Source organism: Streptomyces viridochromogenes (assembly GCF_001270495.1).
GTDB lineage: Bacteria > Actinomycetota > Actinomycetes > Streptomycetales > Streptomycetaceae > Streptomyces > Streptomyces viridochromogenes_A.
The window spans coordinates 12,999-39,648 of the sequence record NZ_LGUR01000251.1 but is presented as its reverse complement, the minus strand read 5'-3'; the positions used below and the strand labels follow the sequence as shown (position 1 = coordinate 39,648).

Sequence of the window (26,650 nt, the reverse complement as noted above, 5' to 3'; positions counted from 1 at the left end):
CCCCAGCCCGCCGCCCTGCCCGCCCTCACCGCATCCAGTGCCCCGTCGTACTCCACCCCAGGAACCGGCGTGCCCGGCCCCCGTCCGCAGTTCCGTCGCTGTCGAAGGCGCCGCCCTCGACCGTCAGGGCCAGGCCCGCCAGGGCCGGGGCCAGCCGGGTCGCCACATGAGCGGGATGGCGGGCCGGCTCCTGGGCCAGTCCGGCGAGGAAGCGGCGCTGTTCGACGGGCGGGCACAGGGACAGGTGGAACAGCATCTGGCGCCAGGCGTACGCGGCGTCCTTGATGGTGGACAGGGGGCGCGGGTTGCCCCGCACCCGGGCCGTGAGCCGGCACACGGTGACGAAGCAGCGGCGGGCCAGGTCGGCGAAGCCGGGCTGCGGGGCGATCTCCACCCGGTGGACCAGCGTGGCCAGGTTGTGCGTGGTGAGGATCTGCGCCTGCTCGATCACCGTGCCGTTCGCCGCCACGGACCAGGACCCCGATGACGTCTCCCCGGCCCGCTCAGCGCACAGCCGTGCGAAACCGGGGGACGTCCGGGCGCCGTACGAACGGCTCAGCGCCGCGCCCGTCTCGGTGATCGCGAGGTTGCGGATCGCTCCGTAGTCGATGCCGTAGTAGCGCTCGTACAGTGTGCCGCCGAGCAGCTCGCCCGCGATCCGCGCCGCCGTGAGGAACTTCGGGCTGAACGTGCCCATGAAGATGTCGGCGGCCAACTCCTCCACGAACGGTGCGCCCAGGTCGCACTGGCGGGCGAGCACGCCGAGTTCGCGGACCAGCGGGTTGGGCAGGATCGTGCCCGGGAAGCCCTGCACGGCCAGCTCGCCCAGCTGCCGCAGGACGGTGAGCGCGCCTTCCTGGCCCGGCTTGCCGATGACGGCGGACCGGTGTCCGGACACCGCTCGCACCCAGGGCAACTCCTCCACGCGCACCTGACGTTCCAGGTTGAGCAGGAGCAGCGAGCGGCGGTTGGCGAAAGCGCCGTGGTTCGCGGCCATCAGCGCCCGCAGGGCACCGTCGTCGTAGGCCCGCGCGGTCGTGGCGGCGACCAACTGCGGTACCAGCTCGGCCAGGACCTCGGCGGACGGGACGACGCCCCGCCCCACGAGCGTGCCGATCGGCGCGCTCAGCGCGGCCTCGACCACCCGGCGGATCACCGGCGGGACCTGCGCTCCGGTGGGCAGGCCGGTCTCCTGCTCCTCCTGCGCCGTCACGGGCGTCAGCAGCGGGGGGACATCGGCGATGCCCCGGTCCTGGGGCAGTTCGGCGAGCCGGCGCAGCATCAACTGGGCCAGCGCGTGGTGGGACGGGAGAGCCGCCTGGCACGCCTGCTGCCGGCGCAGGACCGTGTGCGGTGCGGAGCCGGGCAGGCCGCGTCGCCGCACCATGGACTCCACCGCCTGCCGCAGCAGACCGAGCCGGCGTGCGTCCAGCGGCCGTCCGGCGACGGTCTCCTCCAGCGCGCCGCGCAGAATGCCCAGGTTCTGCTTGGGGCTGCGGTGCTTGGTGCAGTGGGTGTGTTCGGCGGCCAGCTGCCGGTAGCGGGCGAGCAGGGCGGCACCTCGTGCCGACCAGTCGGCGTCCGGGGCGAGTTCGAGCACCCGGCCGTCCCCTGCCGTCTCCAGCCAGTGGGCCAGCAGTTCGTCGCCGAACGGCTGCCATACGGCGAGTGCCTCGCGCTGGGTCTCGACGGCCGCGTTGGGCCGCCGGCGTACGAAGGTGTCGACGGCGTCGGAGACGGTGTTGCGGTGGACGGCGGCGGTGGGGTCCGGCGCCGGGCCGTCGGCCGGGCGGGGCAGGAAGCGCAGCCGGTCGGCGAACGGCTCCAGTTCGGCCGCGAGATCCAGCGCCCCGTCCGTCGCCCCCTGCCGCACCAGCCAGGCCACGGTCAGCAGCGCGGCCTCCTCGGGCACGCCGATCTCGTAGTGGCCGTCGTCCAGTCGGGCCCACAGCCAGGCGAGTCCCGCTTCGGTGAGGCAGTGGGCGAAGAGCGCGCGCCGCTCGGCGGGCACCCCGAAACTCCGTGCGGCCTCGGTCTCGTACGGCTGGAGGGGGCCGCCCGCGCAGGGGGTTCCGGTGGCGAAGCCGCCCCGCAGGACCTCGGGGGTCACCCAGGCCGGCAGTCCGGCCACCGGGGTGCGCGAACCGACCCTCAGCCGGCCCGAGGCCATCCCCGCGAGGACCGACCGCCAGCGCTGCCCGCGCTCCTCGGCGCGGCGCCGGGTGCCGGGGTCGTCGTGGGTCAGCGCGGTCGTGAAGGCATTGGCCAGCTGGGCCGTCGCGTAGGACGGGGCCGCGGTGAGGGGCTGCTGCTCAGCGTTGTCGTTCATAAGCCGACGTGGCGGGTTCCGCCCCCGCGCCCTCCGGGTCCCGAGCCCGGTGCTCTGCTGCTGAGCTACACGTCGAGGCCGACGTGGCAGGTGCCGCCCCTGCGCCCTCCGGGATTACAGCCCGGTGCTCTGCTGCTGAGCTACACGTCGACGAAGACCGACGTTAGACGCCGGGCCGATCACCGTACAAACGGGTTTCCGGTGGCCGGCGCCGCGCGAGCCCTGGGCCGTGGAGTTCGTTACTGAATCAGTGATCCATCGAGAGGTTGACTTTCGGCTGATCGAGCCAGAGCATTGCCGGGGTGAGCCACTTCGAGCACGTGTTCTCCCGGTCGACCGCACTCCCCGTCGACCTGGACGAAGCCGCCCACCGCTGTCTCGTAGCCGGGTTCGACGGCGCCACCAGCGTGCCGGACCCGCTCAAGGAGCTCATCGACCGCGGCCTCGGCGGGGTCATCCTCTTTACCCGCAACATCCGTGACGCGCGGCAGGTGCGCCGCCTCACGGACGAGCTGCGCGCGATACGCCCGGACCTCCTCGTCGCCATCGACAACGAGGGCGGCGGCATCGGCCATCTGGTCGCCGCCGGCGCCCCCGACGTCCCCGGCTCCTACGCCCTCGGCGTCGTCGACGACCCGAACCTCACCGCCCGCTGCGCCGACGCGCTCGCCGGCCATCTGGCCACCCTCGGCATCACCGCCTCCTACGCCCCCGTGGCCGACCTCCAGCACCGGCCGGACAGCCCGATCGTGCGCACCCGCTCCTTCGGCGCCGACCCCGGACTCGCCGCCCGCCATCTGCGCGCCTGGATCACCGCCACCGAGGCCCGGTCCATCGCCTCCTGCGCCAAGCACTTCCCCGGCCACGGCGGCACCGTCACCGACAGCCACCACGGCATCGCCGTCGACCCGCGGCCGTACGACGAACTCCGCGTCGACCTCGAACCGTTCCGCGCGGCGATCGCCGCCGGAGTGCCGATGCTGATGAGCGCCCATGTCGTCTTCCCCGCCCTGGACCCCAACCGCCCCGCCACGCTCAGCCGCCGCGTCCTCGGCGATCTGCTCCGCCACGACCTCGGCTTCGACGGCGTCCTCGTCAGCGACGCCCTGGAGATGAAGGCGATCGCCGACCAGTACGGCGAGGCGGCCGGCGCCCGCATCGCGCTCGCCGCCGGAGCGGACCAAGTGATCGTCGCCGTGGGGGACCTGAACGTCACCCTGGACTGCCGGGACGCCGTGCTCGACGCGCTGCGCACCGGGCTGCTCGCGGAGGAGCGGATCGGGGAGGCCGCGGGGCGGGTACGGCGGCTCGCCGCGCGGTACGCGACGCCCACGCTCGACATCGCCGACTGGGACGCGGACGCCGGACTGGAGGCCGCCCGCCGGGCCGTACGGAGCCGGGGCGTTCCGGCTGCCGTGCGGGGCGCCCATGTCGTCGACCTGTTCCCGCCGCCGCACCCCGCGCTCAACTGGGGCGGCGAGGACCTGCTGACCGAGATACGCGCCGTCGACCCCACGTCCACGGGCACGGCGGTCACCGGGGAACCGGCCGACCCCGCCGCACTCGTCGACGGCATGCTGCGGTGCTGTGGCGGCGCTCCACTGGTCGTGGCCACGTGCGACGCCGGACTGCACCCTTGGCAGGCCCGGTTGCGGGACGCCCTGCTGGAGCGGCGGCCGGACGCGATACGGGTGGACACGGGACTGCCGGAGGGCGGCGCCCTCTGCTCGTACGGGCGGGGGCGGGTCAACCTGCGGGCGGTCGCCGAGGCGTTGGCGGGCGTCACCGTCGGCTGAGGCGCGCCCGCCGGTCGATCGCGGCGCTCAGGACGGCCGTACGACCTCCTTGATCCCCCGGGCCGCCAGGTACTCCGCGTCCTCCGCCCGCGCGGCCAGGACCACTGCCGGACTCAGCCCCTCCGCCCGCATCCGCATCCAGGACTCGAAGTAGGCGCCGCCCGGACCGGACACCGAACGGGTGCTCGGGGTGCAGTCCAGGAGCAGGGCGGTGTCGCGGGGTTGAGCTGAGTCCGGGGTCTCGCGCAGGTCGGTGATGGTCTCGGCGAGGGCCTCGGCGATCGGCTTGGCGCGGCCCGTCGAGTCGAACAGGCCCAGTGTGTACTCCAGTTCCGGGAAGTCGGCCAGCGACCGGTCCACGTCGTGCGAGCACCACCAGGTCACGCCCCACAGCCCCGCGCACCCGGCCGCGTTGCGTACGGTGGCGCGCGCGAAGTCGGGGGCGTCGGCGGCCGGGATGTGCGGTTCGGGGGCGCCCGTCTCCTGGACCCAGACGGGGCGCGCGGGGTCGGTGGCGTACGCCTTGGCCAGCTCGGTGCCGTACTCGGCGAGATGCCGCACCTGCGGGGAGCGGGGGCCGTAGCGCCGGGCGCAGTCGCCGGAGAACACCCAGGGGTGGACGGTCGTCAGATCGCCCTTGCGGGCCGAGGCCTGCGGGGTGAAGGGGTGGTCGTCGCCGTACCAGGCCGCGTCGTAGGCGGAGTGCGTGACCAGGCCGCCGTCGGCGCCGAGTCCCTCGCGGGCCGCCGCCAGCAGGGTGTCGAGGTAGTGGTCCACCTCGTCGGCGGTCACCGGGTTGTGCTCGACCAGGTTGTTGAGCTCGTTGCCGAGCTGGAGGCCGATGAGGTTCGGGCGGCCGGCGAGCGCGCGGCCGAGGGTGCGCAGGAGGTTGGCCTGGGCCTCGACGGCCTCCGGGTCGGTGAACACCTTGCGGTGGTGCCAGCCGCGGGTCCACTCGGGGTAGAAGTCGAAGCTCGACAGATGGCCCTGGACGCCGTCCACCATGACGTCCAGACCGGCCTCGCCGGCCAGGTCGACGAGGTGCGCCAGCTGGTCGACCGCCGCGGTGCGCACGAGGGTGCGGTTGGGCTGGAGCAGCGGCCAGAGGTGGAAGACGCGGACATGGTCGAGGCCGAGGCCGGCTATCCGGTCCAGGTCCTCACGCGCGCGCGGCGGGTCGAAGTCGTGCCAGGAGTGGAACCAGCCGTGGCGGGGCGTGTAGTTGACGCCGAAGCGGAGCGGGTGGATGGGATCCTCCTCGGGCCGGCCTTGCACGGGGCTTGGCTGCCGTCTGTCTCTTGTCCGTCTCTCTTGTCTGCCGCGAATGTATCAACCACCATGGGCGACGATGAATAGTGATTTGAACCAAACCTCGGCCGGACGGGCGCCGGCGTACGTCGTCGGCCTCGACGCCGGCGGCACCCGTACGCGTGCCGTCCTGGCGCCCGCGCACGGCGGCGACCCCGAGGGCGAGGGCGTCTCCGGGCCCGGCAACGCCCTGACCGTTCCCGGTCCGCAGCTCACCGAGCACCTGGCCGAGGCACTCGCGCAGGCGGTGCCGGAGGAGCTGCGCGGCCGGGTGGTCGCGGTGGCGGGCGGTTTCGCGGGCGCCTCACGGACTGCTCCCGACGAGCCGGGCCGGGTCAAGGCGCACGCCGCCCTCACCGTCGCGCTGCGCCGACTGGGCATCGGAGCCGACTCGGTCGAGATCCACAGCGACATCGAGGCGGCGTTCGCCTCCGCGCCCGGTCACCCCGCCGACGGACTCGCCCTGGTGGCCGGCACCGGCGCGGTCGCGGTGCGCATCACCGCACGCGCGTGCACCGAGACCGCCGGCGGCGACGGCTGGCTGCTCGGCGACGACGGCAGCGGCTTCTGGATCGGGCGCGAGGCGGTACGGCTGGCGCTGCGCATGGCCGACGGCCGGGGCGGGCCGACGGTGCTGGCCGCGTTCGTCGGGCGGGCGCTGGGCGTGCCGGACGACGTCCTGCCGGGGGAGGCGCCGGGCCCGTACGACACCGGAGCCTGGACCCGGGCCCGACGTGAGGCGTACCGCATGCACCTGCTCCCCGCTGTGATGGACCGGCCGCCGGTCCGACTGGCCCAGCTCGCCCCGCTCGTCGCCGAAGCCGCCGCCCGGCACCGGGACGCCGTCGCCGAGGGGATCCTCTCGACGGCCGCGGACCACCTCGCCGACACCGTCCGCGCCCTCGAACCGCAGTCCGGCGAGCGGATCGTCGCGACCGGAGGGCTGCTCGGCCCCGACGGACCGCTGACCACACCCCTCACCGCCCGGCTGCACCCCCTCGGCCTCACCCTCGACTGGGTGGCCGACGGCTCCCGGGGCGCCGTAGCCCTCGCCCGACTGGGGTGCGCGGAATGACCGGCCCCGCCGCGCGGCCGCACAGCGCCGACGTCCCGCACACCGTGCCGGCCCCGCACACCCCGCCCTACCGTGACCGCACCGCCCCCGTCGAGGCCCGAGTCCGCGACCTGCTCTCCCGCATGACCCTGCGCGAAAAGGCCGGCCAGCTCAACCAGCGGATGTACGGCTGGGACGCCTACCGCCGCACCCCCGACGGCGGCTTCGAACTCACCGACGCCCTGTACGCCGAGACCGACCGCTTCGAGGGGCTCGGCGCCCTCTACGGCCTCCAGCGCGCCGACGCCTGGTCCGGCGTCGACCACACCAACGGACCCGGCGCCGAGGACGGCGCGGCCCTCGCCGAGCTGGTGCAGCGCCACGTCGTCGAGCGGAGCCGGCTCGGGATTCCCGCGCTGTTCGTCGAGGAGGTGCCGCACGGGCACATGGCGCTGGACGGCACGGTCCTGCCGGTCAATCTGGCCGTCGGTGCCACCTGGGACCCCGAGCTGTGCGAACGCGCCGCCGCCCACGCCGCCGCCGAACTGCGCTCCCGCGGCGGCCACATAGCCCTCGTCTCGGCGCTCGACATCGCCCGCGACCCCCGCTGGGGCCGCACCGAGGAGTGCTTCGGGGAGGACCCGCACCTCGCCGCCCGCTTCACGGAGGCCGTCGTACGCGGCATGCAGGGCGAGCCGGCCGAGTACTTCGCCGCCGACAAGGCCCCCGTCGTCCTCAAGCACTTCGCCGGACAGGGCGCCACCGTCGGCGGGCGCAACTCCGCCGAGTCCGAGCTGGGCCCGCGGGAGCTGCACGAGATCCACCTCCCCGCCGCCCGCGCCGGCGTCCGCGCCGGGGCCGCCGCCGTCATGGCCGCGTACAACGAGGTGGACGGCCTGCCCTGCGCCGGCAACAGGGCCCTGCTCACCGAACTCCTCAGAGAGCGCTGGGGGTTCGAGGGGCTGGTCATGGCCGACGGTCTCGCGGTGGACCGGCTGGCCCGGATCACCGGCGACAAGGTGTCCGCGGGCGCCCTCGCGCTCGACGCCGGTGTCGACCTGAGCCTGTGGGACGAGGGCTTCACGCATCTGGAGGAGGCGGTCGAGCGGGGGCTGGTGGCCGAGGAGGCCCTCGACACCGCGGCCGCCCGCGTCCTGCGGCTCAAGTTCCGGCTGGGACTCTTCGATCAGGAGGTCGACACCGGGGCCGGCACCGGGGTCGCCACCACTCCCTTTCCCTCCCCGGCGCACGGCCGGGAGGTGAGCATCGCCGTCGCCCGAGGCGCGGTCACCCTCCTGCGCAACGACGGTGGGGTCCTGCCCGTCTCGGCGGCCGTCTCCCGCCTGGCCGTCCTCGGCCCCCAATCCGCCACCGCCGCCCACCAGTCGGGCGACTACACCGCCCCGCAACGCCCCGGCACGGCGGTGAGCGTGCTCGACGGACTACGCCGCCTCGCCCCGCCCGGCCTCGACATCCGCCACGCCCCCGGCTGCGCCCTCACCGGCGGTGACCTCTCCGGCATCCCCGAGGCCGTCGCGGCGGCCGCCGCCTCCGACCTGGTCGTGGTGGTGCTGGGCGGCAGCAGCGCACGTACGCCCGACACGGAGTTCGACGCCAACGGGGCCGCCCGGACCGTCGTCTCCGAGATGACCTGCGGTGAGGGCGTCGATCTGGCCGGACTACGGCTGGGGAGGGCCCAGAACGCCCTGCTGGAGGCCGTCACCGCGACCGGGACGCCGACCGTGGTCGTGCTGGTCCAGGGCCGGCCGCATGTCGTGCCCGCCACCGGAGCCGCCCTGCTCACCGCCTGGTACCCGGGCCCGTGGGGCGGCGAGGCGATCGCCGAGGTGCTGCTCGGGCTGGCCGAACCCGTCGGCCGACTGCCGGTCTCGGTGCCGCGCTCCGCGGCCCAGCTCCCCGTCTACTACAACCACAAGGACACCGAGTACGCCGGCTATGCGGATGAGGACGCCGAGCCGCTCTACTCCTTCGGGCACGGGCTCTCGTACACCAGCTTCGCGTACGGCCCACCGCGGCTGTCCGGGAACACCGTCGAGGTCGACATCACCAACACGGGGCAGCGCCCGGGCCGTTCCGTCGCCCAGCTGTATCTGCGCCGGCTGCGGACCCCGGTGTGGCCGCGCACGCTGGAGCTGTGCGGCTTCCAGGCCGTCGAGGCGGCGCCGGGCGAGACCCGCACGGTGGCGTTCCCGCTCGGCGCCGGCCTGCCCGGCAGGGGCACGGTGGTGGAGTTCCGCGTCGCGGAGTCGGCGCGGGCGGCCCTGACCGCCGTACCGACTCAGAGCTTGACGGCCCCCGAGGAAACCCCCTTGTAGAACCACCGCTGTGTGATCACGAACAGCAGCAGCACCGGGATCACCGAGATCACCGACCCCGCCATCACCAACCGCTGGTCGTAGCCGAAGGACGACGTCTGGAGCCGGGCCAGACCCAGGGTCAGCGTGAAGTGCTCCTCGGTGCGCAGCACGATCAGCGGCCAGAGGAAGTCGTCCCAGGCGCTGATGAAGGTGTTGATGGTGACGACCAGGATCGCGCCGTACGCGGACGGGAGATACAGATGGCGGAACCGCTTCCACTCGCCCGCGCCGTCCAGCATGGCCGCGTCCTCGATCTCGCGCGGGACGGCGAGGAACGCGGCCCGCATGATGAGGACGTTGATCGCGGCGACGAAGCCGGGCAGCCAGACGCCGACGAGGTTGTCGACCAGGCCCATGTCGCGGACGCTCAGGAACAGCGACACCATGATCGACTCGAAGGGGAACATCATGGACGCCATCAGCAGCACCCACACCAGCTTGCGGCCCTTCCAGGCGGGCTTGGAGAGCATGTAGCCGGCCATGGTGGAGAAGACCAGCTGGCTGGTGATGGAGATGACCGCGACGAACAGGCTGTTCCTGATGTACGTCCACACCGGCACCTGGTCGAAGACCTGCTTGTAGGCCCGCAGGGAGGGGTGGTGCGGGATCAGCGAGGCGCCCGCGCCGAAGACGTCCTCGGTGGGGCCCTTGAGGGACGACAGCACCTGCCACACCAGCGGGCCCACGGTGATGAACAGGACGAACACCAACAGCAGGTAGCGGACGACCAGTTCGCGCGGTCGGCCGTAGTCCCGCCAGCGCGGCATCAGACGCCGGTTCTTCTCGACGGCCGTGGTCATCCCTCGTCCTCCTTCGTCAGGCGCTGGGCGAGCAGCGTCAGGCCCAGGGTCAGGGCGAACAGGGCGACGCTGACCGCGGCGCCGTATCCGGCGTTGCCGGTGAGCGGGTCGAGGCCGACGTCCCGGATGTAGAAGGGGAGCGTGCGGTCGGCTCCACCGGGGCCGCCGGTGGCGCCGCCGAGCATGTAGATCTCGGTGAAGACCCGCAGGGAGCCGATGCCGGTGAGGGTGCCGACCAGCATCATCGACTGGCGGACGCCCGGCACGGTGACGTGCCAGAAGCGGCGGACCGCGCCCGCGCCGTCGACGGCCGCGGCCTCGTGGAGTTCCTTCGGCACGTTCCCCAGCGCGGCCAGGTAGAAGATCATGTACCAGCCGAGGCCCTTCCACAGGGTCAGGCCCATCGCCGACAGCAGGATCAGCCACGAGTCGGAGAGGAACGGGATCGCCTCCCGGATGATGTGGGCCTTCTGGAGCCAGGTGTTGACCAGGCCCTGGTCGCTCAGCAGCCACTGCCAGCTCAGGCCCACGACCACGCTGGAGGCGAGGACCGGGGTGTAGAAGGCGGAGCGGAAGAAGCCGATGCCCGGCAGGTTCCGCTCGACCAGGATCGCGAGCAGCAGCGGCAGCAGGACCATCAGCGGGACGACGATCAGCGCGTACAGGACGCTGTTGCGGGTAGCCAGCCAGAAGTCCGAATCGCCCAGCATCCGCGTGTAGTTGTCCAGGCCCACCAGGTTGTACGCGCCGCCGAGCGGCTTGGCGTCGGTGAAGGACACCAGGATGGTGTTGAGGAACGGGAACACCCCGAACACCGTCGTGCCGACGATCGCCGGGAGCATCCACAGCCAGGGCAGCCACCAGCGGCGGTAGAGCGCCGCGCCCCCCGCGTCCGCCGTCGGGCCGGGCGTGACGGAGCGGAGGGCGCGGCGCAGGCGCCCCGGCGGTTCGGGTACGGAGCCGGGGCGGGGGGCGCCCGCCCCGAGGGGAGCGGGAACGGGCGCCTGGTCCACGGTGTGCTGAGCCATCGTCAGCTGCCCTGCTCGATCAGCTCGTTGCCCTTGGACTGGGCGTCCTTCAGGGCGTCCTCGGCACTCTTCTTGCCCTGCATGGCCAGCTGGATCTGGGCCGAGAAGGCGTTCAGCTCACCCGGGGTGAGGGCGATCTCGTCGGCCGTCGCGGTCTTGCGGTCACTGGCCACGATCTTCCGGGCCTCGGCGAAGGGGTCCGTGCCCTTGACCGACTGGAAGAACGGGTCGTCCAGCGAGGCCGTGGTCGACGGGAAGATGACCACGTTCGGGTCCTTCGCCCACTCCAGCTGGTTCTTCGCGTTGGTCAGGAACCGCGCGAAGGACAGGGCGGTCGTCGCGTTCTTGCTGGTGGACGCGACGCCGATGTACTGCGGGGCGCCGACGGTGTGGCCGAGGTCGTCCAGCATGTAGCGGGCGACGCCGGTCTTCTTGTAGACGGTCGGGTTGTTCTGCTGGATGAACCGCAGGAAGTTGGGGTTGGTGGGGCCGTAGACCAGCTTGCCCTGGCCGTAGACGTTGGCCGGGTCCTGGGTGGAGGAGAGGGAGTCCCGGGGCATCCCGCCGGCCTTGTAGAGCTTGGTCATGGCCTCGACCCACCGCACGGCCTTCGGGTCGTCGGCGAAGGTGAACGACTTGCCGTCGGCGGAGAAGATCTGGATGCCCATCTGCTGCCAGTCGGCCGGGATGCGTAGCTGCGGGTTGGCGAGGAGGGCGTGGTACTTGCCGCCCGATGCCTTGGCGACCTTCTCCGCGTCGTCGAACAGGCCGAGGACGGTCGTCGGAGGTTTGGCCGGGTCCAGGCCCGCCTTCTTCATCAGCTCGGTGTTGAAGGTCTGCACGATGCCGCCGGAGTACCAGGGCAGCACGCTGTGCACCTTGGTGCCCGAGGCGTCCGCGTACAGGCTCGACTTCCACAGCGCGGGGACGAACGGCTCGCCCGCGTCCGGTGCCTTCTTGTCCAGGTCGAGCAGGTAGCCGTTCTTGGTGAGCGCTATCGCCGTGTTGACGTTGATGTTCACCACGTCCGGCAGGGTGCAGCCCTGCGCGTCGGCGACCAGGCGCTGGGTGAAGGTGGCGTCGCCCGGGTCGTCGATCCACTTCACCTTGGCGTCCGGGTGCTCCTTCTCGAAGGCGGCGATGACGCCGTTGAAGTAGTCGCCGAAGTCCTTCTTCAGATTGGTCGTCTGGAAGGTGATGTCGCCCTTGACGTCCCCCGTGAGCGCGCCGGACCCGACGTTCGCCTTGTCGACCTTGCAGCCGCCGGCCGTGGCCTCGCCGTCGTCGGAGCCGCCGCCGGAGAGGCCGCAGCCGGCGGCCGCGAGTGCCAGGGCGAGGAAACATGCCAGGGATCCGGGAAGTCTGCTTGCGCGCATGGGTGCCCTCCTGCGGCCGACCGAGCCGTCTGGTTCGCTGGTGATAGCTGGTTCAAATCACCAACTTGGACGCTGATTGATGAAAAGGTGGACCAGAATTCATCGGAGGTCAATGGTTTTCCGGGTTGCTTTTGCGTTCCGTTCCGTTCTGTTTCGTTCAGTGCCGGTGCTCGTGGTCGGGGTGGGACGGATCTCCGGGGTGCTCGTGGCCCGGGGCGTACTCCACGCCGGTCCGCGCCTGGTCCAGCCAGCCGAAGAAGGCCCAGCGGGCTGCCGCCTGCCGTAGCTCGCGCTCGATGCCGGGGCGCGTCCGCTCGTAGGGCAGGAAGTCGGCCGGGGTGGCTGCCGGGTCGTAGGGGTCCACGCCGCGCCTGAGTGCGGACGGGGTGAGGTAGCGGTCCCGGTTGCGGTCGTAGTAGTCGCGTATTGCCGCCTCGGGGATGTGCTGCTCGGCTTCCAGGTGGGCCAGCAGGGTGCGGGCGGCGGGGGAGTGGGAGAGGGCTACGGCGATGATGCTGCCCAGGTCTGCCACGGTGCGCTCCGCGGGTGGGGCCGTGGGGGGTGGGGGCGTGGAGGGTGGTTCGTCGGGTGCGGCGCCGTCGGGGCTGGTCGCGCCCCGCGGCGGAGCCGCATGTCGATACAGCCCCGCGCCCCTCAGGGGGGTTGCAGGCCACGACTTGCATGCCTGTCTGGCCAGCTCGTCGATCACCACCACCTGGGTTGCCCAGCGGCGGCGTTGGCGTTCGGCCCTTGCCAGGGACTCCGGGCGGGTTTCGGGGTCGCGGGCTGGGACGGCTTTGAGGAAGGCGTCCACGCGGGACCTGGGGACTGCCTGGCCGTGTACCAGGGCGGCGTGCTCGCTCACTCCGTCACCTCCAGCACGACCGCCTCCGAGTAGGCGACGCAGCCGTGCCAGCCGACCTTCGCCATCAGCCAGTAGGAACCCGGCGGCACCGCCTCGCCGTCCACCTCGATCGCGTAGTCCAGTTGCTCGCCGCCCGGCACGGTGAAGCCCTGGCAGCCCGGGGTCACGCCCGCCCAGGTTCCCCAGGAGGAGACCGCCCACAGGGTGCCGCTGATCGGACCCCGGGTTGTGTTGCGCAGGGTCACCGGAACCCGGGCGCGCTCACCCCGGCGTACGCTCACCCGCTCGACTCCCAGCTCGGTCACGAGCGTTGGGCCCGTGTGTCCGTCCGCCACATCCAGTGCCACCACGTCCTCGTACGTCTGCCCGCCGTACGGCAACCGGGCGGCGAGCCAGTGCCGCCCCGGCTCGGCGTCGGGCGGTGGCGTCACCGTGACCTCGGCGACCGTGAACCCGCCGGGGCCCAGGGCGTAGGGCAGTTCGGGCGGTTCGACGGACCAGCCGGGCGGGACGTGCAGGCTCACCGTGCCCGACACCGGTGCGTCGGTCAGCTCCGAGCCGACCCGGACCGTCGCCGTGACCGGACCGTCGGCGAGCGTGAGCGTGGTCGGGGAGACGTAGACCGCGACCGGCATGTTGCCGCGCGGGGCGGGGCCGGAGTTGTGGAGCCAGTAGCGGGTGGGGACCGGCTGGGCGGGCTCGTGGGCGGCGACGCCCGGACCGGGAGCCGTTTCCGCGTCCGCCGTGGCGAGGACCGTCGCCACCTCGAAGCCGGTCAGGTCGAGGTCGAGTGCCCCCTGGTCGCCGGGCGTCAGCGGCTCCCCGCGCCGCTCCAGAACGTCCGCCCGCGCACCGTCCGTCCACTCCAGCGGCCCGCGCACCCGCGCTCGCACCGGCCGCCCGTTCACCTCGTGCATCCGGATGACGACCCCGCGTCCCGGGTCCGCCGCCGCCACACTTCCCCGGGCGAGCGGTGACCCGACCGGCTTGAACGCGTCGAGCAGGACCTCGCCGGAGGGCTCAAGGCCCAGAAGAACGGCCTTTCTGGGCAGTGCCGCATCCTCGGACGCCGTCCGCCTCAACCGCGCCGTCAGGGGGTGGTTGAACGCATGCCCGGCCTGCGGCAGTCGCAGCTCCCGCCAGTCGCCCGCGCCCGCGACCACGGCGTACTCGAACGTGTGGGACCAGCGCTGGAGTTGGAAGGCGGAGCCGTCGGGGGCGGTGCGCCGGGGCGGGTCCACCCAGATGCCGGACGGCCAGCCCGTGCAGGAGCGCATCAGGGACATGTAGAGGTCGCCGGAGGAGGTCACCACACACCCGGGCGTCCCGCGGTTCAGGACCGCGAAGCTGCGCCCGTCCCACGCGTCCCCGGGCGGCAGCGCCTCGCCGCCGCCGGCCGCCGTGGCCCCCAGGACCGCGTCGTCCAGGTCGGCGATCAGCGCGTCCACCGCCTTGGCGTCGTCCTCGGGCCGGGCGCCCGCCACCACGAGCAGCGGCAGTCGTTCCAGATCGCGCAGGTCGGCGCCGGGCACCCACTCCTCCCGCAGGGAGGCGCGGGGCGCGACCCAGACGGCCGCCATGCCCTGTTCGGCCAGCTGGCGGCGCAGTTCCCGTCCGGCCGCGGGATCCCAGCCGAGGGCCTCGGCGACCACGGAGTTGCGCTCGGGCGCGCCGACCGCGATTCGGATGTCGGGCAGGTTGGAGTCGACCTCCAGGTCGCCGTAGCGCGGGCCCCCGGCGATCGTCGAGGTCGCCGTCACGCCCACGCGCACCAGGGCCGCCGCGAGCGCGGTGCCCAGCTCCCCGGCGTCGTCCCAGGACGCGTACACCAACTCGGCGACACCGATGGACCGTTCGCCCAGCTGCCTGCCGGAGCCGTCGGCGACCGCGACCCGCGCGGTGGAGCCGAGGCCGAACCAGGTGTTGGCCGGGTTGTCCAGCGTCCACGGGAATTGCTCGCTGTCCACCTCCACGAACCCGAACCCGCGCCCGATCACCGCGTCGGCCACCTCGTGCACCGGCAGCCCGCCGCGCACGTCGGAGGGCCAGCGGACCCGGATGAGGCGGTCCGCGCCGTCGTAGCCGTCGATGGTCGTGCTGACGTCCAGGCGGTCCACGCCCTTCCAGAGCGTCAGGCGCTGGGTGTAGCGGAAGAGGCCCAGGTCGGCGCGGACGGTGATCCGGGATCCGGCGGGGGAGTGTTCGACATCGATGTCCGCAGTGACGTCCCGGCTGCGCGCGGCGGTCGTGCCGGTCGGCGTGAGATGCCAGGGGCCCTCGCCGAAGCGCGGGTGCCTCGGGTACTCCTCCTGTACGACCAGCTCGTTGCCGATGTCGCCGGGGCGGAGGAGCTCCCGGCCGCCCTCCGTCCGTGCCCGCAGGCTGCTGACGGCGCCGCCGCGCGCGGGATCGACCGTCACCTCGTAGAACTCGTTGCGGATGGTGGCGCCCTCGCCGGGCGTCCACTCGGGGACGGTTCCGTCGGCGAGCGGAAGCGCCTTGAGGCCCATGCCGGGCACGTCCGGTACGACGACCCGGAGTTCGCCGTCCTCCCGTACGGCGGGCAGGGGCAGGCCGGTGTCGTCCAGCGGGACGAGTCCGGGGTCCGCCACGGCCAGGACGTCCCGGCGCTCCCAGGTCGCCGCGTTGAAGACCACCAGGTCGGGTGCGCCGCCCGGCAGTTGGGCGACCCTGCTCGCCAGGGCGTCGGTCGCGTCGGCGTGCACGGTCCGAGCCAGGTCGAACAGCTCCCGCCAGCCGGTGAGGAGGTCGATGTAGACCTGGTCGGACTCCGAGCCGGTGATGGCGTCGTGGTGGGCGCCGTAGATCAGCTGCCGCCAGGCCTTGTCGAGCGCCGCGTCCGGACAGGGGTGGCCGGTGACCAGCGAGGCGAGCGTCGCCCAGGCCTCCGCGTCGGCGAGCAGCGTCTCGCCGTACCGCTGGGCCTGCTTGGTGTCGATGTAGGAGACGTCCTTCCCGGTGTAGACCGGGTTCATGTCCCGGGTCTGCGGGGACGCCTTGCGGCCCTCCGCGTCCAGCTCCGCGCGTACGGCGGCGAAGAAGTCCCGGGGGATCCCGCTGACGAAGCGCGGCCAGACGTAACGGGCGTTCCAGTCCCGGTGGATGCCCATCACCCAGCGGCACGGGGGCGCGTAGTCACCGCCGACCGGGAGCAGCACGTTGCGGGTGAGCGCGACCTGCTTCAGCCCCTTGAACAGCTTGAGCGCGGCTGCCTCCGCCTCGGGGAGCGTGGGCGCGTTGTCGATCGCCCAGCCGGCGCCGTAGTGGTTGACCATGTAGGCGGTCAGCAGTCCGCGGCCGGAAGGGGCGATCCAGCTGAACTCCGCCGGGAACTGCATCCGGTTCGGGTCCCGGGGTTCCTCGCCGAAGACGGAGAGGGTCGGCCCCCACTGGTGGAACGGCCCGCGAGCCCAGGAGCTGGAGCTGACCCCCGCGTCCGCCATCAGCCCGGGGAACTGCGGATCGTGCCCGAACGCGTCCAGCTGCCAGGCCGTCTCCGGCGCCGCCCCGATGATCCCGCGCTGGAAGCCGTCGCCGTACAGGGCGTTGCGTACGGTCGCCTCGGCGCCGGTGAGGTTGGTGTTCGGCTCGTTGTAGGTGCCGCCCATGATCTCGACGCGGCCGGTGCGGATCAGCTGGCGCAGGAAGGCGCGCTCCTCCGGGAAGGCGTCCCAGTACGGCTTGAGGTAGTCGACCTCCGCGAGCACGAAGGTGTACGCCGGGTCGCGCCGCGCCAGGTCGCAGTGGGCGCGGACCAGGCTCATGCCCGACTGGCCGCGTGAGTCGAAGGTGCGGGCGGGCAGTCCGGTGCCGGCGGGGTCGTCGGCGACGTCCCAGGTCTCGGTGTAGGCGGCCTGCGTGTTCCACCAGACGGGGTCGTAGTGAAAGTGGCTGACCATGAACATGGTCCAGCCCGGTTCGGCGGCCGTGAACGCGGCGGAGTGCTCGGCACTTCGGGCCGGGTCGTCGGCGTCCTCGGCCGTGACCCTGATGTGGGTGCGGTCGCCGGGGGCCAGGTCGGTCGTCACCGGTATCTCGGCGCGCCCGGTGCCGTCGTCCCCCGCGGTCGCCTCGCCGGTGCCGCGGACGCCCGGGCCCTCCACGGTCAGGCGGACCGCGCGGCCCGGGTCATGTCCGATCTCGACGGCCACCACCTGGTGCGGACGGTCCTCGGAACCGACGAAGAGCTCGGTCGACTCGACAGAGATGACGCGCATGGGGCTCCTACGAGTGCTCGGGGGGAGCCCCATCCTGGCGCAACAGGATGATTCAAACAACCACCTGCATGCTTCTCAGGTGGTTCATCCATACACTCCGCGCCAGGCTCAGCGAGCCCGGCGGTTCTTCACCGCGTGCCGCGGGGTGATGTGGTCGGTCAGCGCCAGCGAGGCGCTGGCGCGCTGGTAGGAGACCTGGCCGACCCGGACATAGAGACAGTCGACGATCATCAGGACGGAGTGCCGGCCGCCGATGCTGCCGGTGCGGAAGCTGGTCTCCGAGGTGGCCGAGATGAGCCGGATGTCGGCGGCCTTGGCCAGGGGCGATCGGGGGTCGGTGGTGATCGCGACGGTGGTGGCGCCGCGCTCCTTGGCCATCTCGAACGGTTCGAGGGTCTCGCGCGTGGCCCCGGAGTGGGAGATGCCGATGGCCACGTCGGCCGGGGTGAGCAGGGCCGCGGAGGTGGCCGCCCCGTGCACCTCGGTCCAGCCGCGGACCTGGCAGCCGATGCGGAACAGCCGTGTCTCCGTCTCCTGGGCCACCGCGCCGCTGCCGCCGACGCCGTAGACGTCGATCCGGCGGGCCCGGGCCAGCGCCTGGGCCGCGCGTTCGAGGGCGTCGAGGTCGATCCGCTCGATGGTCTGCTGGATCGCGCGCAGGTCCGCGCTGCCGACGACCTGGACGACCCGCTCCAGGCTGTCGTCCGGTGAGATGTCGGGGCCGATCTCGGCGCTGCCCCAGTCGGAGACCTCGCCGCGGCCGCGCTCCTGGGCCAGCTCGATCAGCAGATGCTGGTAGGAGTCGAGCCCGATGGCCCGGCAGAACCGGGTCACCGTCGCCTGGGAGGTGCCGGTGCGGCGGCCCAGCTCGGCGGCCGAGCAGTGGGTGACGGCGGCCGGATCCTCCAGGATCAGCTCGCCTACCTTGCGCAGGGAACCGGCCAGCCGGGGCAGCTCGGTGCGGATCAGTGTGGTGACGTCCGTCGGGGGCATGGGAAGAAGGTAGCAGCCACCGTTTGCGGCACAGCTTGAATACCAGGACCGGATGCGAGGGGCGACGCCCGTTCGGCAGGGCGAGGGCGCATTGCCCGTACCGCGCGGTGTGTGATTTATTGATTCATCGATGCAGGAGTTCAGGGTGGTTCAATCCATCAGGCTCAATCCAGCAGGCCCGGTGGGCCCGTCAGTGGGGAGTGACCCGTGTCCGACGAGTCTGTGAGCGCCCGGCGCTTCGCGCGCGAGAGCAAGGCCGTCCTCGACCGCCTGACCGAGTCCGCCCGCGACGAGGTGGCCCGCGCCGCCGGACTCATCGCCGACTGCGTACGGGCGGACGGCGTGATCCAGGCCTTCGGCACCGGCCACTCCCAGGCGATGGTCCTCGAAGTCGCGGGCCGGGCGGGCGGGTTGGTGCCCACCAACCGGCTGAGCATCGCCGACCTCGTCCTGTACGGCGGTGACGCACCGAGCGTCCTCGACGATCCGCTCCTGGAGCGCGAGCCCGGTGTGGCCGCCCGTCTCTACGACCTGGCCGCCCCGCACACCCAGGATCTCTTCGTCATCATCTCCAACTCCGGCGTCAACAACGTCATCGTCGAGATGGCCCTGCACGCCAAGGAGCAGGGCCACAAGATCCTCGCCCTCACCTCCCTCGCCCACACCCGGGCCGTCCCCGCGGGGCACGCGAGCGGCAAGAAGCTCGCCGACCTGGCGGACGTCGTCCTCGACAACGCGGCCCCGCCCGGCGACGCGCTGCTGGAACTGCCCGGCGGCGGCGCGGTGTGCGCGCTGTCCACGCTGACCGGTGTGCTGCTGGTGCAGATGGCGGTCGCGGAGGCCTCGGGTCTGCTCCTCGCGGCCGGGGAGCGTCCCCCGGTGTACGTCTCGGCCAATGTGCCGGGCGGATTCGAGGGCAACCTGGAACTGGAGAAGCGGTACGCCGGACGGATCCGGCGTACCGCGAGCTGATCACTCCACGGGGACCGGCGTCAGCGCGACGGCCAGCGGATAGGCGCCGGTCCTCAGAGGCGCCTCGGTGGTGCCCGCCGCGGTGTCGACCGGGACCAGGCTGTTTCCGTCCGCCGTGGTCACATAGGCCGTGCCGCCGTCCCAGTCCAGGCCGACGTCGAAGGCGGACCTCCCGACGGTGACCTTGGTGCCGGGCGCGCCGGTCACGGTGTCGACGGGCGTGACGTAGTCCCCGGTACTGGGACTGACCCACAGCGTCCGCCCGTCCGGGGACAGCCCGAGCCCGTACGCCTGGCCGGTGACCAGCAGCGTCGGCTCGGTGTCGTGCGTCGCGGTGTCGATCGGAGTCACCGTCGAGCCGCCGGAGTTGGACACGTACACCGTCTTGCCGTCGGGCGCGGCGACGACGTTGAAGGGGCGCGGGCCGACGGCGACGGCCTGGCCGGCCCGTCCGGTGGCCAGGTCGACGGGACTGACCGTGTTGTCGTGGATGTTGGCCACGTACAGCGTCCTGCCGTCGGGCGTGACCGCCATGTTCTCCGGCCCGTCGCCGACACGGACGGGCGCGCCCGCCTTGAGGGTGCCGGTGTCCACGGGCTGCACCGTGCCGTCCGTGTAGTTGGCCACCCAGAGCGTGCCGCCGTCCGGGGTGAGCGCGAGGCCGGCGGGGACCCGGCCGACGGCGACCGTGGCGGTGACCCCGCCACTCGGTACGTCGATCACGCTGACCGTGTTCGAGCCCTGGTTGGCGGCGTACGCGGTACGGCCGTCGGCGCTCACGACGACTTCGCCCGGGTTGTCGCCGACGGCGATGTTCTCGGTGGTCCCGGTGGAGAGGTCGATGGAACTCACCGACGCCCCACTGAAGTTGGCGGTCAGCGCCCGGGGTGTGCCGGCGCCGTCGGTGACCCGGACGGGGAGCGCCCGGTCGAGGAGCCCCGTGCCCGACACGACGACGGAGCGGACACCTTCGGCGGCGGCGCTGTCGGCGGTGAGGGTGACGGTGACCGAGGCCGGGCCGGTCACCGTGCCCGCGGCGGGTGTGGCGGTGACACCGTCGGGCACGTCGAGCTTCCAGCCGACGTTCTCGGCCCGCGCGTCGGACAGGTCGAGGGTGACGGTGGCGGAGGCCCCGGGCCGCAGTGACAGCGAGTCGGGGGAGAAGGAGGCGTCGACGCCGGGGTCGGGTGCGGTCTCCAGCATCGTCGTGTAGAGGAACTGTTCCATCACGCCCGGGGAGACCTGCTCGGGTACGGCGTCCAGTGCCTTGCGCTCGGCCCTCAGCTCGGCCCAGTACCGGGTGACGGCTTCCGCGTCCCCTTCCTTGTGGGCCAGCAGCAGGTGTACGGCGGTCTCGCCCGCGCCGCCGTAGCGGCCGAGCTTGTCGAGCCAGGCGGAGGTCTCGTCGAGGAACCCGGGGTTGTCGAGCCGGGCGCGCAACTGGTCAGGGGTGGCGGCCATGTCGGCGAAGTAGGCCCTGAGCGCGGCGGCGGCCCGGTCGAGGCCGCTGTCCTGCTCGTAGGCCTCGCGGAAGGCGGCGATCAGACGGGTGAGGGTCGGGGACTCGGTGGGGTCGAGCTGGGAGGAGTGGTTGTTCTCGGCGAAGATCCGCAGCCAGGGGGCGGCGCCGGGCCCGGCGAGGTCCCGTACGGAGGCGAGGAACGCGGCCCGGGGGTCGTAGGCGTCCGGGTTCCACAGATAGGCCGCCGAGGTGAAGAGGGCGATCCGGCTGGCCTCTCCCTGGACCATCGGGTTGGCGGTCACCCCCGTCGCGGCGCTCGCCACGCCGGGCTCGCGGCCGGTGTAGGGGCCGAACAGGAGACGGCTGGTGACGTAGTCGTTGACCGGGTAGTTGTCCCAGACCAGGATCGGGTGGCCGTAGACCTCGCGTGCCTGCTTCACCTGCTCGGCGGTGATCGTCGGCGCGATCACGCCGACACCGGTCCACTCCACGACCACCAACGGGTCGAGCTTCTCGCGCAGCGCCGTCTTGTAGGGGGAGTCGGCGAGGTCGGAGTACTCGGTGGGGACCATTTCCAGGGGTTCCAGGTCGCTGTGTTCCGCGGTGAACTGCCGCCACACCGTGTTGAGCAGATGCGCCTGCGCGGCACCGGCCGCGCCCCCGCCCGTCCCGAACTCCGCTTCGTCGGCGGCGCAGTTCCACTTCGTGTAGCTGATGTCGTCGAGCGGGATCGCGAACGAACGCACGCCGATGGCGTACAGCGAGTCGAACTTCGCGGTGAGCGCCTTGATGTCGGCGTCGGAGGAGTAGCAGACGGAGAGGCCGGGGGAGAGGGCGTAGGTGAAGCGGACGTGGTTGGCGCGGGCCCGGTCGACCAGTTCCTTCAGCTTCGCCAGATCGGCGGGCGGGTAGGCGTCGCGCCAGCGGGCGCGGAGGTAGTCGTCGTCCTTGGGGGAGTAGACATAGACGTTCTGCTTCGTACGGCCGTAGAAGTCCAGCTGGGCCAGGCGCTCGGCGTGCGACCAGGGGGTGCCGTAGAAGCCCTCGATGACTCCGCGCAGGCCGGCGGTGGGCCAGTCGCGGACGGTCACCGTGGGCACGTGGTGGCCGGTGACGAGCTGGCGCAGGGTCTGGGCCGCGTAGAAGGTGCCGGTGGTGTCGACGCCGGAGAGGGCGAGGAGGGCGCGGCCGTGGGAGCGTCCGGCGGCCAGGGCGTAGCCGCCGGAGGGCAGGCCGGCCGGGGACTTGGCGCGCAGTTCCTTCAGCGTCGCCGCGGTGGCGGCGTTCTCCGCGGGGCCGCCGACGTGGACCGTGAGGCCGGCGGCGGGCGGCTTCTCACCCGCGGGCACGGTGACGATGTGCTCGGCACCGGCGTCGCGCAGGACGGATTCGACGAGGCGTCGGGCGGCGGGGTCGGTGCGCGGGCCGACCACCTCGACGACCCTGTCCGGCACGGTGAGCCGCCCCGAGCCCGGGTGCATGCTCTTCGGCGTCGGCCACACCTGAGGAGTGCGGGGGCGGGGCTCGGGCGCGGTGGCGGCCGTGGCCGGAGCGGTGAGGCCGAGGGTCAGTAGCAGGGCGGCGGTGGCCGATGTCAGCGGGCGCCGGGGGCGTCTGACACGAACGGCTGGAAGCACGGGTCCCTCCCGGGATGGATGAATGTATCCATCGGGAGATGCTAGAGATGCTGAATGCTTCATTCAACGGGGCGGAAAACCGAGCCCGAACCGAGTCGCAAGCCAAGGGGCCGGAACACGCGCGCCCGGCCGCAGGCGGGCGCACACTGGAAGAGTGCTGTCGGTGCTCAAGGGGGTGTCGACATGGCTGTCTCTGGATGCCCGAGGGTGCGGCTGTGGCGGTGGCGGCGCAGCCCGCTGAGGCGGCGAAGTGACGTCATCGAGGGCTGGGTCGTGCTGTGCGCGTGGCTGTTCGCGCTGGTCGGTGCCGTGTTCGCGGGCCGGGCGGCGGCGGACGCGGTGGTCGCCTCCGCGGAGCAGCAGCGGGCCGAGAGCCGCAAGGTGACGGCCGTACTCGTGAAGGAAGCCGAGGATCCGGGGGCCACGCGCGTCACCACCGACCATCTCGTGTGGGCCACCGTCCGCTGGACCGACCCGGGCGGCACGACCCACACGGACGATGCCCGGGTGCCGCCCAGGACGCATGCGGGCAGCAAGGTCGAGGTGTGGACGGACCGGAACGGCGTCGTCGCCAACGAGCCGCTCTCCGAGAGCGAGATGACACTGCACTCGATCGCCGGCGGCATCCTCGCCGGGGCGGGCAGCGCCGGTCTCGTGCTGGGGTCCGCCTGGGTGGTCCGGCTGGGGCTGGAGCGGCGGAGGCTGGAGCAGTGGGCCGCGGAGTGGGAGCGGCTGGACACCCCATGGGGGTGGAAGACGGGCTGACGGGAGACCGGGTGACACGGCCGCCCGCTGCGGGGCAGCGCCCCGGAGGAACCCCTGGTGGGACTCCGGGGCGCCGCCTCTGTCACTTGACGTCCGCGCTCGGCAACGCCGACGGGGACGCGGTGTTCAGGTCCTCCAGGCCCTTGGGGATGGCGAGCGTGAGGACGGGCGAGCCCGGCTGGGGTGCGGGCGGGGTCATCTGGTCCTTGGGGAGCTTCGGCGGGGTGGTCTGCTGGAAGTTGTTCGCGTCGAAGTTCACCATGCCCGTCTTCTCCAGGACCGTCATGTGGTCGAGCACGGTGTCGTTCGCCAGGTCGGCCAGCTGACGGACCAGGGTGTTCTGCGTGGTGCCCCGGATCTTCGCGATCGTCGGGAAGATCTGCCCGTGCGTCACCCGCATGATCGCGACACCCGTGGCGTCGAACTCCTTGCCCGTCTTGGAGTCCACCGTCGCCACGAACTGCTGCTGCTGCGGACTGGCCTGGTTGGGCAGCGTGATGTTCAGCTCGGACGCGAGCTTGCGGCAGGCGAGGTCGAGGCGGGCGTGTCCGACGACGAGGTGCTCGCCGGCCTCCTTCATCTCCGGGGTGGTGCCCCGCTGCATGGCCATCATGCCCAGCGGGTGCTCCCACAGGCCGGCGGCGCGGACCTTGACGACGAAGTCGCGGTCGGCCTCGGTCAGCGGACCGTACTGCGTGTTGGCGATGACGCGGTCCTGATTGGCGGAGGTGGTCTCCACGCCCAGCATGGCGGGGTAGGCAAGGGCGGAGAGGGTCAGGACGAGGGCGCCTCCCACGAAGACGGTTCCTACCATGCGGCGCGAGATGGGCATCGTGCCTCCAGAGATGAACGGCTCAGTACTCCAGGAGGTACGGACGGGACGCGCGAAACAATCACCGCCGCGGGGAAAAACTTACGGCGGGCTGTGCGTGGTGCGTCACAAACGGGCGCTCAACCCAGATGACGCTCGAAGAACGCCGTCGTGGCGTCCATGGAGTCCGGCCACCGCGGCCCGAAGGTGTGCCCCTCGCCCGCGTACGTCCGCAGCTCCACATCCTTCCCGGCCGCCTCGAACGCGGCGACGGTGCTCCTCGACCAGGCCAGGGGGCAGGTGTCGTCGGCGGTGCCGTGGTGGACCAGCAAAGGCTCGGTGACCCGGTCGACATAGGTGACCGGCGAGACCTGGCGCCAGAACTCGGGGTTCTCCTCGGGGGTGCCGTGCGCGGCCTCGATCTCCGCGACGAGCGGGTCCCCTTCGGGCCGCTGGAACCGGTCGATGTTCTCCTCCGGGCGCGAGCTGACCGGCGCGAAGACCACGGCGGCGTCGACGAGGCCGGGCGCCACCACCAGCGCGTTGTACACGACCCCACCGCCCATCGACCGTCCCAGCAGCCCGATCCGGTCGTCGTCCACGTTCGGCCGGGCGGCGGACCGGAGGGCCTGTACGGCGGTGATGACGTCCTCGGTGTAGCCGAGCCGCAGGTTGACGTCGTTGTCGGGGTCGTCGTCGGAGCCCGCGTGGTTGCGGTAGTCGGTGTGGAGGACGACATAGCCCTCGCGGGCGAGGAGGTCCTGCTCCCGCGGCATGCCCCGACCGGTCGTGTACACGTCCGGATCGATATAGCCGTGCGCCAGGACCAGCGCCGGGAAGGGGCCCTCGCCCCGGGGGACGTTCATGATCCCGGAGATGGTCAGCCCGTTGGACCGGTAGGTGACGGCGTACTGCGTGTAGGCGTCGGTGCGCAGGCGTACGGCACCGAGCCGGAGACCGGAGCCGTGGTGCTCGCGCTGGATCAGCGCCGGGAGGGAGACGGGGTCGGCGGGTGTGGGGGAGGGGGTGGCGGTGGGCGTCGCGCTCGGCGTACCGGCGCCCGCACGGCTCGACGCCGGCGGCTCCGTACGCCCCGCCTCGTCGCCGCCTCCGGTGCAGCCGACGGCGACCACCAGCACCAGCCCGGCGCCGGCCCGGGCCACGCACCGCGGGAACCGCATGCGGCCAAGTATCCCGCGCCTCGGCCTGGACGGCCTGCCCGTCGAGACGGTCGAGCCGGAACAGGCCGAGGGCACCCCCAACGGCAAGATCAGCCGGACGGAGCGGCCGTCGCCGTCGGGACCGGCAGTCCCGGACCGGAGCAGCGCACATCGGCCGCGGGCACCGTGCCGTCGACGAGGTAGGCGGCCACCGCCCCGTCCACGCAGGTGTTGCCCCGGCTCGCGAACACGCCGTGCGAGTAGTCGTGGTCGAGGGTCACCAGACGGGAGCCGGGCAGTACCTCCCGCAGTCGGCGGGCGCCCTCGATCGGGGTCACCGGGTCGTGTGCGGAGGCGACCAGCAGGACCGGCGGGGCGTCCGGGCTGCCGAGCGGGGTGCGACGGGCGGGGCGGTGGTGCCAGTACGCGCAGGCCGAGGCCTCCAGGCCGGTCAGGATCGGCTGCGGGTCGAGCCGCCGGATGCGGCGGATGTCCGCCACGACCTCGCGCGGCGCCGGACCCGGACCGTCCGCACACTTCACGATCCGGTTGGCCGCCTCGTAGTTGCGGTTTTCCGGGCTGTCGAAGGCGGCCGCGGGGCGCAGGCCGGCCACGGTCCCGTCCGTCAGGTAGGTGCGCAGCCCGTCGGCGAGTCCCGCCCAGCGTTCGGTGCGGCCGAGGGCGCGGTAGACGGCGCGGTCGAACTCCGCCGGGCCGAAGCCGTCCACCGGGCGGGCGGCGAGGTCCTGGCGTACGCGCAGATACGACCGCCGTACGGCATCCGTGCCGCCGCCCAGCCCGAAGCGCTCCTCGTGCGCGGCGGTCCAGGCGAGGAACGTGTCGCGGGCGCGCAGCATGGCCCGGCTCTGGACCACGTCGAAGTCGTACCAGTCCCAGGGCCCGACCACGCTGTCCAGCACCATGCGGCCCACCCGGTGCGGGAAGTGCGCCGCGTAGGCCGCGCCCAGGTAGGTGCCGTACGAGACGCCGAGGAAGCCGGTCCGGGGCTCGCCGAGGGCGGCGCGGATCGCGTCCATGTCGTACGCCGTCTGCTCGGTGGACAGGTACGGCGGCACCGCCGGGCCAGCGCCCTTCGCGCAGTCGTCGGCCATACGGCGCTGTGCGGTGAGGTACGCCCGTTCGGCGCGCGGGCCCATCGGCACCGGGTCCGCGCCCGGAGCGGCGAACAGGCCGCCCATCGCACCGCAGTCGACCGGCGTGCTGCGGCCGACGCCGCGCGGGTCGAAGCCGATGACGTCGTACGAACGCCGCACCCGCTCCGGGAGTTTGGCGCGCTTGGTCACCGCGTAGGGGAGCCCGGAGCCGCCCGGGCCGCCCGGGTTGACCAGCAGGATGCCGCGCCGCTCGGCCGGGGTGCCGGAGGCGGGGACGCGGGAGACGGCGATCTCGATGCGCGGCCCGGAGGACGGGTGCCGCCAGTCGAGGGGCACGGTGAGGCGCGCGCATTCCACGCGGTCCGGCGCGGGCGGCGCCGGTACGGACTCCGGGCAGGCGCCGAAGGCGAGGTCTCCGGGGGCGGCCGTCGCCCGGGCGGGGGCGGCGGTGGGGATCAGGGCGGCCGCGGCCACGAGGGCGCACAGCAGAGCGGTGGGACGGGGTGGGGCGGACACGGTCACTCCCAGGTTGGGTAAGAACGGGGTAGCAAATGAAAATGATT

17 protein-coding genes and 2 tRNA genes are annotated in these 26,650 nt (G+C 72.7%); 5 read left to right on the top strand and 14 right to left on the bottom strand.

Features of this window, described 5'->3' with window-relative positions; genetic code table 11:
* Positions 1–25: 25 nt before the first annotated feature.
* The 3 genes from ADK36_RS40365 to ADK36_RS40355 all read right to left on the bottom strand — a co-directional run bounded on the left by ADK36_RS40365 (position 26) and on the right by ADK36_RS40355 (position 2,479).
* On the bottom strand, positions 26–2,329 hold the full coding sequence (locus tag ADK36_RS40365; RefSeq protein WP_053201172.1) for a hypothetical protein: 2,304 nt from the start codon (positions 2,327–2,329) through the stop codon (positions 26–28).
* Between the two features lie 3 nt (positions 2,330–2,332).
* Positions 2,333–2,404, bottom strand: a tRNA-Pro gene (locus tag ADK36_RS40360).
* Positions 2,405–2,407: 3 nt separating this feature from the next.
* Positions 2,408–2,479, bottom strand: a tRNA-Tyr gene (locus ADK36_RS40355).
* Between the two features lie 152 nt (positions 2,480–2,631).
* On the opposite strand from ADK36_RS40355, the gene ADK36_RS40350 reads away from it, so the two are divergent.
* Positions 2,632–4,125: a glycoside hydrolase family 3 N-terminal domain-containing protein gene (locus tag ADK36_RS40350; protein WP_053201170.1), complete on the top strand. Its 1,494-nt coding sequence runs from the start codon at positions 2,632–2,634 to the stop codon at positions 4,123–4,125.
* A gap of 27 nt (positions 4,126–4,152) precedes the next feature.
* On the opposite strand, the gene ADK36_RS40345 is transcribed toward ADK36_RS40350, so the two are convergent.
* Positions 4,153–5,400, bottom strand: a complete 1,248-nt coding sequence (locus ADK36_RS40345; RefSeq protein ID WP_053201168.1) for a glycoside hydrolase 5 family protein — start codon at positions 5,398–5,400, stop codon at positions 4,153–4,155.
* 73 nt (positions 5,401–5,473) lie between these two features.
* Between ADK36_RS40345 and ADK36_RS40340 the strand changes: the two genes are divergently transcribed.
* Both ADK36_RS40340 and ADK36_RS40335 read left to right on the top strand, forming a co-directional pair.
* A complete protein-coding gene (locus tag ADK36_RS40340) occupies positions 5,474–6,508 on the top strand; it encodes an N-acetylglucosamine kinase (RefSeq protein WP_053201166.1) in 1,035 nt (344 codons plus the stop codon).
* 122 nt (positions 6,509–6,630) lie between these two features.
* Positions 6,631–8,823, top strand: a complete 2,193-nt coding sequence (locus ADK36_RS40335) for a glycoside hydrolase family 3 N-terminal domain-containing protein (protein WP_234330056.1) — start codon at positions 6,631–6,633, stop codon at positions 8,821–8,823.
* Here ADK36_RS40335 and ADK36_RS40330 read toward each other — a convergent pair.
* From ADK36_RS40330 to ADK36_RS40305, 6 genes are all read right to left on the bottom strand, one after another.
* Entirely contained in the window at positions 8,787–9,665 is an 879-nt protein-coding gene (locus ADK36_RS40330; RefSeq protein WP_048586350.1) for a carbohydrate ABC transporter permease, read from the bottom strand. The two genes, ADK36_RS40335 and ADK36_RS40330, sit on opposite strands and share 37 nt — an antisense overlap.
* Positions 9,662–10,693, bottom strand: a complete 1,032-nt coding sequence (locus ADK36_RS40325) for a carbohydrate ABC transporter permease (RefSeq protein WP_048586349.1) — start codon at positions 10,691–10,693, stop codon at positions 9,662–9,664. Before ADK36_RS40325 ends, ADK36_RS40330 begins: the two co-directional genes overlap by 4 nt.
* Before the next feature lie 2 nt (positions 10,694–10,695).
* Positions 10,696–12,069, bottom strand: a complete 1,374-nt coding sequence (locus ADK36_RS40320) for an extracellular solute-binding protein (protein WP_048586348.1) — start codon at positions 12,067–12,069, stop codon at positions 10,696–10,698.
* A 157-nt stretch (positions 12,070–12,226) separates the two neighbouring features.
* A complete protein-coding gene (locus tag ADK36_RS49745) occupies positions 12,227–12,934 on the bottom strand; it encodes a hypothetical protein (RefSeq protein ID WP_048586347.1) in 708 nt (235 codons plus the stop codon).
* Positions 12,931–17,172 carry an NEW3 domain-containing protein gene (locus ADK36_RS40310; RefSeq protein ID WP_053201162.1) on the bottom strand — a complete coding sequence of 1,414 codons (4,242 nt, stop codon included), beginning with the start codon at positions 17,170–17,172 and terminating at the stop codon, positions 12,931–12,933. The genes ADK36_RS49745 and ADK36_RS40310 overlap by 4 nt, the downstream gene beginning before the upstream one ends.
* Before the next feature lie 108 nt (positions 17,173–17,280).
* A complete protein-coding gene (locus ADK36_RS40305) occupies positions 17,281–18,165 on the bottom strand; it encodes a MurR/RpiR family transcriptional regulator (protein ID WP_030047801.1) in 885 nt (294 codons plus the stop codon).
* 207 nt (positions 18,166–18,372) lie between these two features.
* Between ADK36_RS40305 and ADK36_RS40300 the strand changes: the two genes are divergently transcribed.
* A complete protein-coding gene (locus tag ADK36_RS40300; RefSeq protein ID WP_048586345.1) occupies positions 18,373–19,137 on the top strand; it encodes a sugar isomerase domain-containing protein in 765 nt (254 codons plus the stop codon).
* Here ADK36_RS40300 and ADK36_RS40295 read toward each other — a convergent pair whose 3' ends face one another.
* Complete coding sequence (locus tag ADK36_RS40295) at positions 19,138–22,236, bottom strand: beta-N-acetylglucosaminidase domain-containing protein (protein ID WP_234330053.1); 3,099 nt, start codon at positions 22,234–22,236, stop codon at positions 19,138–19,140.
* A 183-nt stretch (positions 22,237–22,419) separates the two neighbouring features.
* Here ADK36_RS40295 and ADK36_RS40290 point away from each other — a divergent pair, with 183 nt between their 5' ends.
* Positions 22,420–23,001 carry an Rv1733c family protein gene (locus tag ADK36_RS40290; RefSeq protein ID WP_048586344.1) on the top strand — a complete coding sequence of 194 codons (582 nt, stop codon included), beginning with the start codon at positions 22,420–22,422 and terminating at the stop codon, positions 22,999–23,001.
* Between the two features lie 82 nt (positions 23,002–23,083).
* Here the strand turns inward: ADK36_RS40290 and ADK36_RS40285 are convergent, their stop codons facing one another.
* From ADK36_RS40285 to ADK36_RS40275, 3 genes are all read right to left on the bottom strand, one after another.
* Positions 23,084–23,833, bottom strand: a complete 750-nt coding sequence (locus tag ADK36_RS40285; protein WP_048586343.1) for a DUF4142 domain-containing protein — start codon at positions 23,831–23,833, stop codon at positions 23,084–23,086.
* 119 nt (positions 23,834–23,952) lie between these two features.
* Entirely contained in the window at positions 23,953–24,993 is a 1,041-nt protein-coding gene (locus ADK36_RS40280) for an alpha/beta hydrolase family protein (RefSeq protein ID WP_048586342.1), read from the bottom strand.
* Positions 24,994–25,082: 89 nt separating this feature from the next.
* The gene (locus ADK36_RS40275) at positions 25,083–26,603 is read right to left on the bottom strand and encodes an alpha/beta hydrolase (protein ID WP_053201160.1); all 1,521 of its coding nucleotides are present in this window, start codon (positions 26,601–26,603) and stop codon (positions 25,083–25,085) included.
* Between the last annotated feature and the right edge of the window lie 47 nt (positions 26,604–26,650).

Excerpts from the sequence above, each read along its gene's own strand:
- ADK36_RS40330 (WP_048586350.1), bottom strand. The coding sequence starts at position 9,665 with ATGACCACGGCCGTCGAGAAGAACCGGCGTCTGATGCCGCGCTGGCGG.
- ADK36_RS40285 (WP_048586343.1), bottom strand. The coding sequence starts at position 23,833 with ATGCCCATCTCGCGCCGCATGGTAGGAACCGTCTTCGTGGGAGGCGCC.
- ADK36_RS40310 (WP_053201162.1), bottom strand. The coding sequence starts at position 17,172 with ATGCGCGTCATCTCTGTCGAGTCGACCGAGCTCTTCGTCGGTTCCGAG.
- ADK36_RS40325 (WP_048586349.1), bottom strand. The coding sequence starts at position 10,693 with ATGGCTCAGCACACCGTGGACCAGGCGCCCGTTCCCGCTCCCCTCGGG.
- ADK36_RS40320 (WP_048586348.1), bottom strand. The coding sequence starts at position 12,069 with ATGCGCGCAAGCAGACTTCCCGGATCCCTGGCATGTTTCCTCGCCCTG.
- ADK36_RS40305 (WP_030047801.1), bottom strand. The coding sequence starts at position 18,165 with ATGCCCCCGACGGACGTCACCACACTGATCCGCACCGAGCTGCCCCGG.
- ADK36_RS40280 (WP_048586342.1), bottom strand. The coding sequence starts at position 24,993 with ATGCGGTTCCCGCGGTGCGTGGCCCGGGCCGGCGCCGGGCTGGTGCTG.
- ADK36_RS40340 (WP_053201166.1), top strand. The coding sequence starts at position 5,474 with ATGAATAGTGATTTGAACCAAACCTCGGCCGGACGGGCGCCGGCGTAC.
- ADK36_RS40335 (WP_234330056.1), top strand. The coding sequence starts at position 6,631 with ATGACCCTGCGCGAAAAGGCCGGCCAGCTCAACCAGCGGATGTACGGC.
- ADK36_RS40365 (WP_053201172.1), bottom strand. The coding sequence starts at position 2,329 with ATGAACGACAACGCTGAGCAGCAGCCCCTCACCGCGGCCCCGTCCTAC.
- ADK36_RS40290 (WP_048586344.1), top strand. The coding sequence starts at position 22,420 with ATGGCTGTCTCTGGATGCCCGAGGGTGCGGCTGTGGCGGTGGCGGCGC.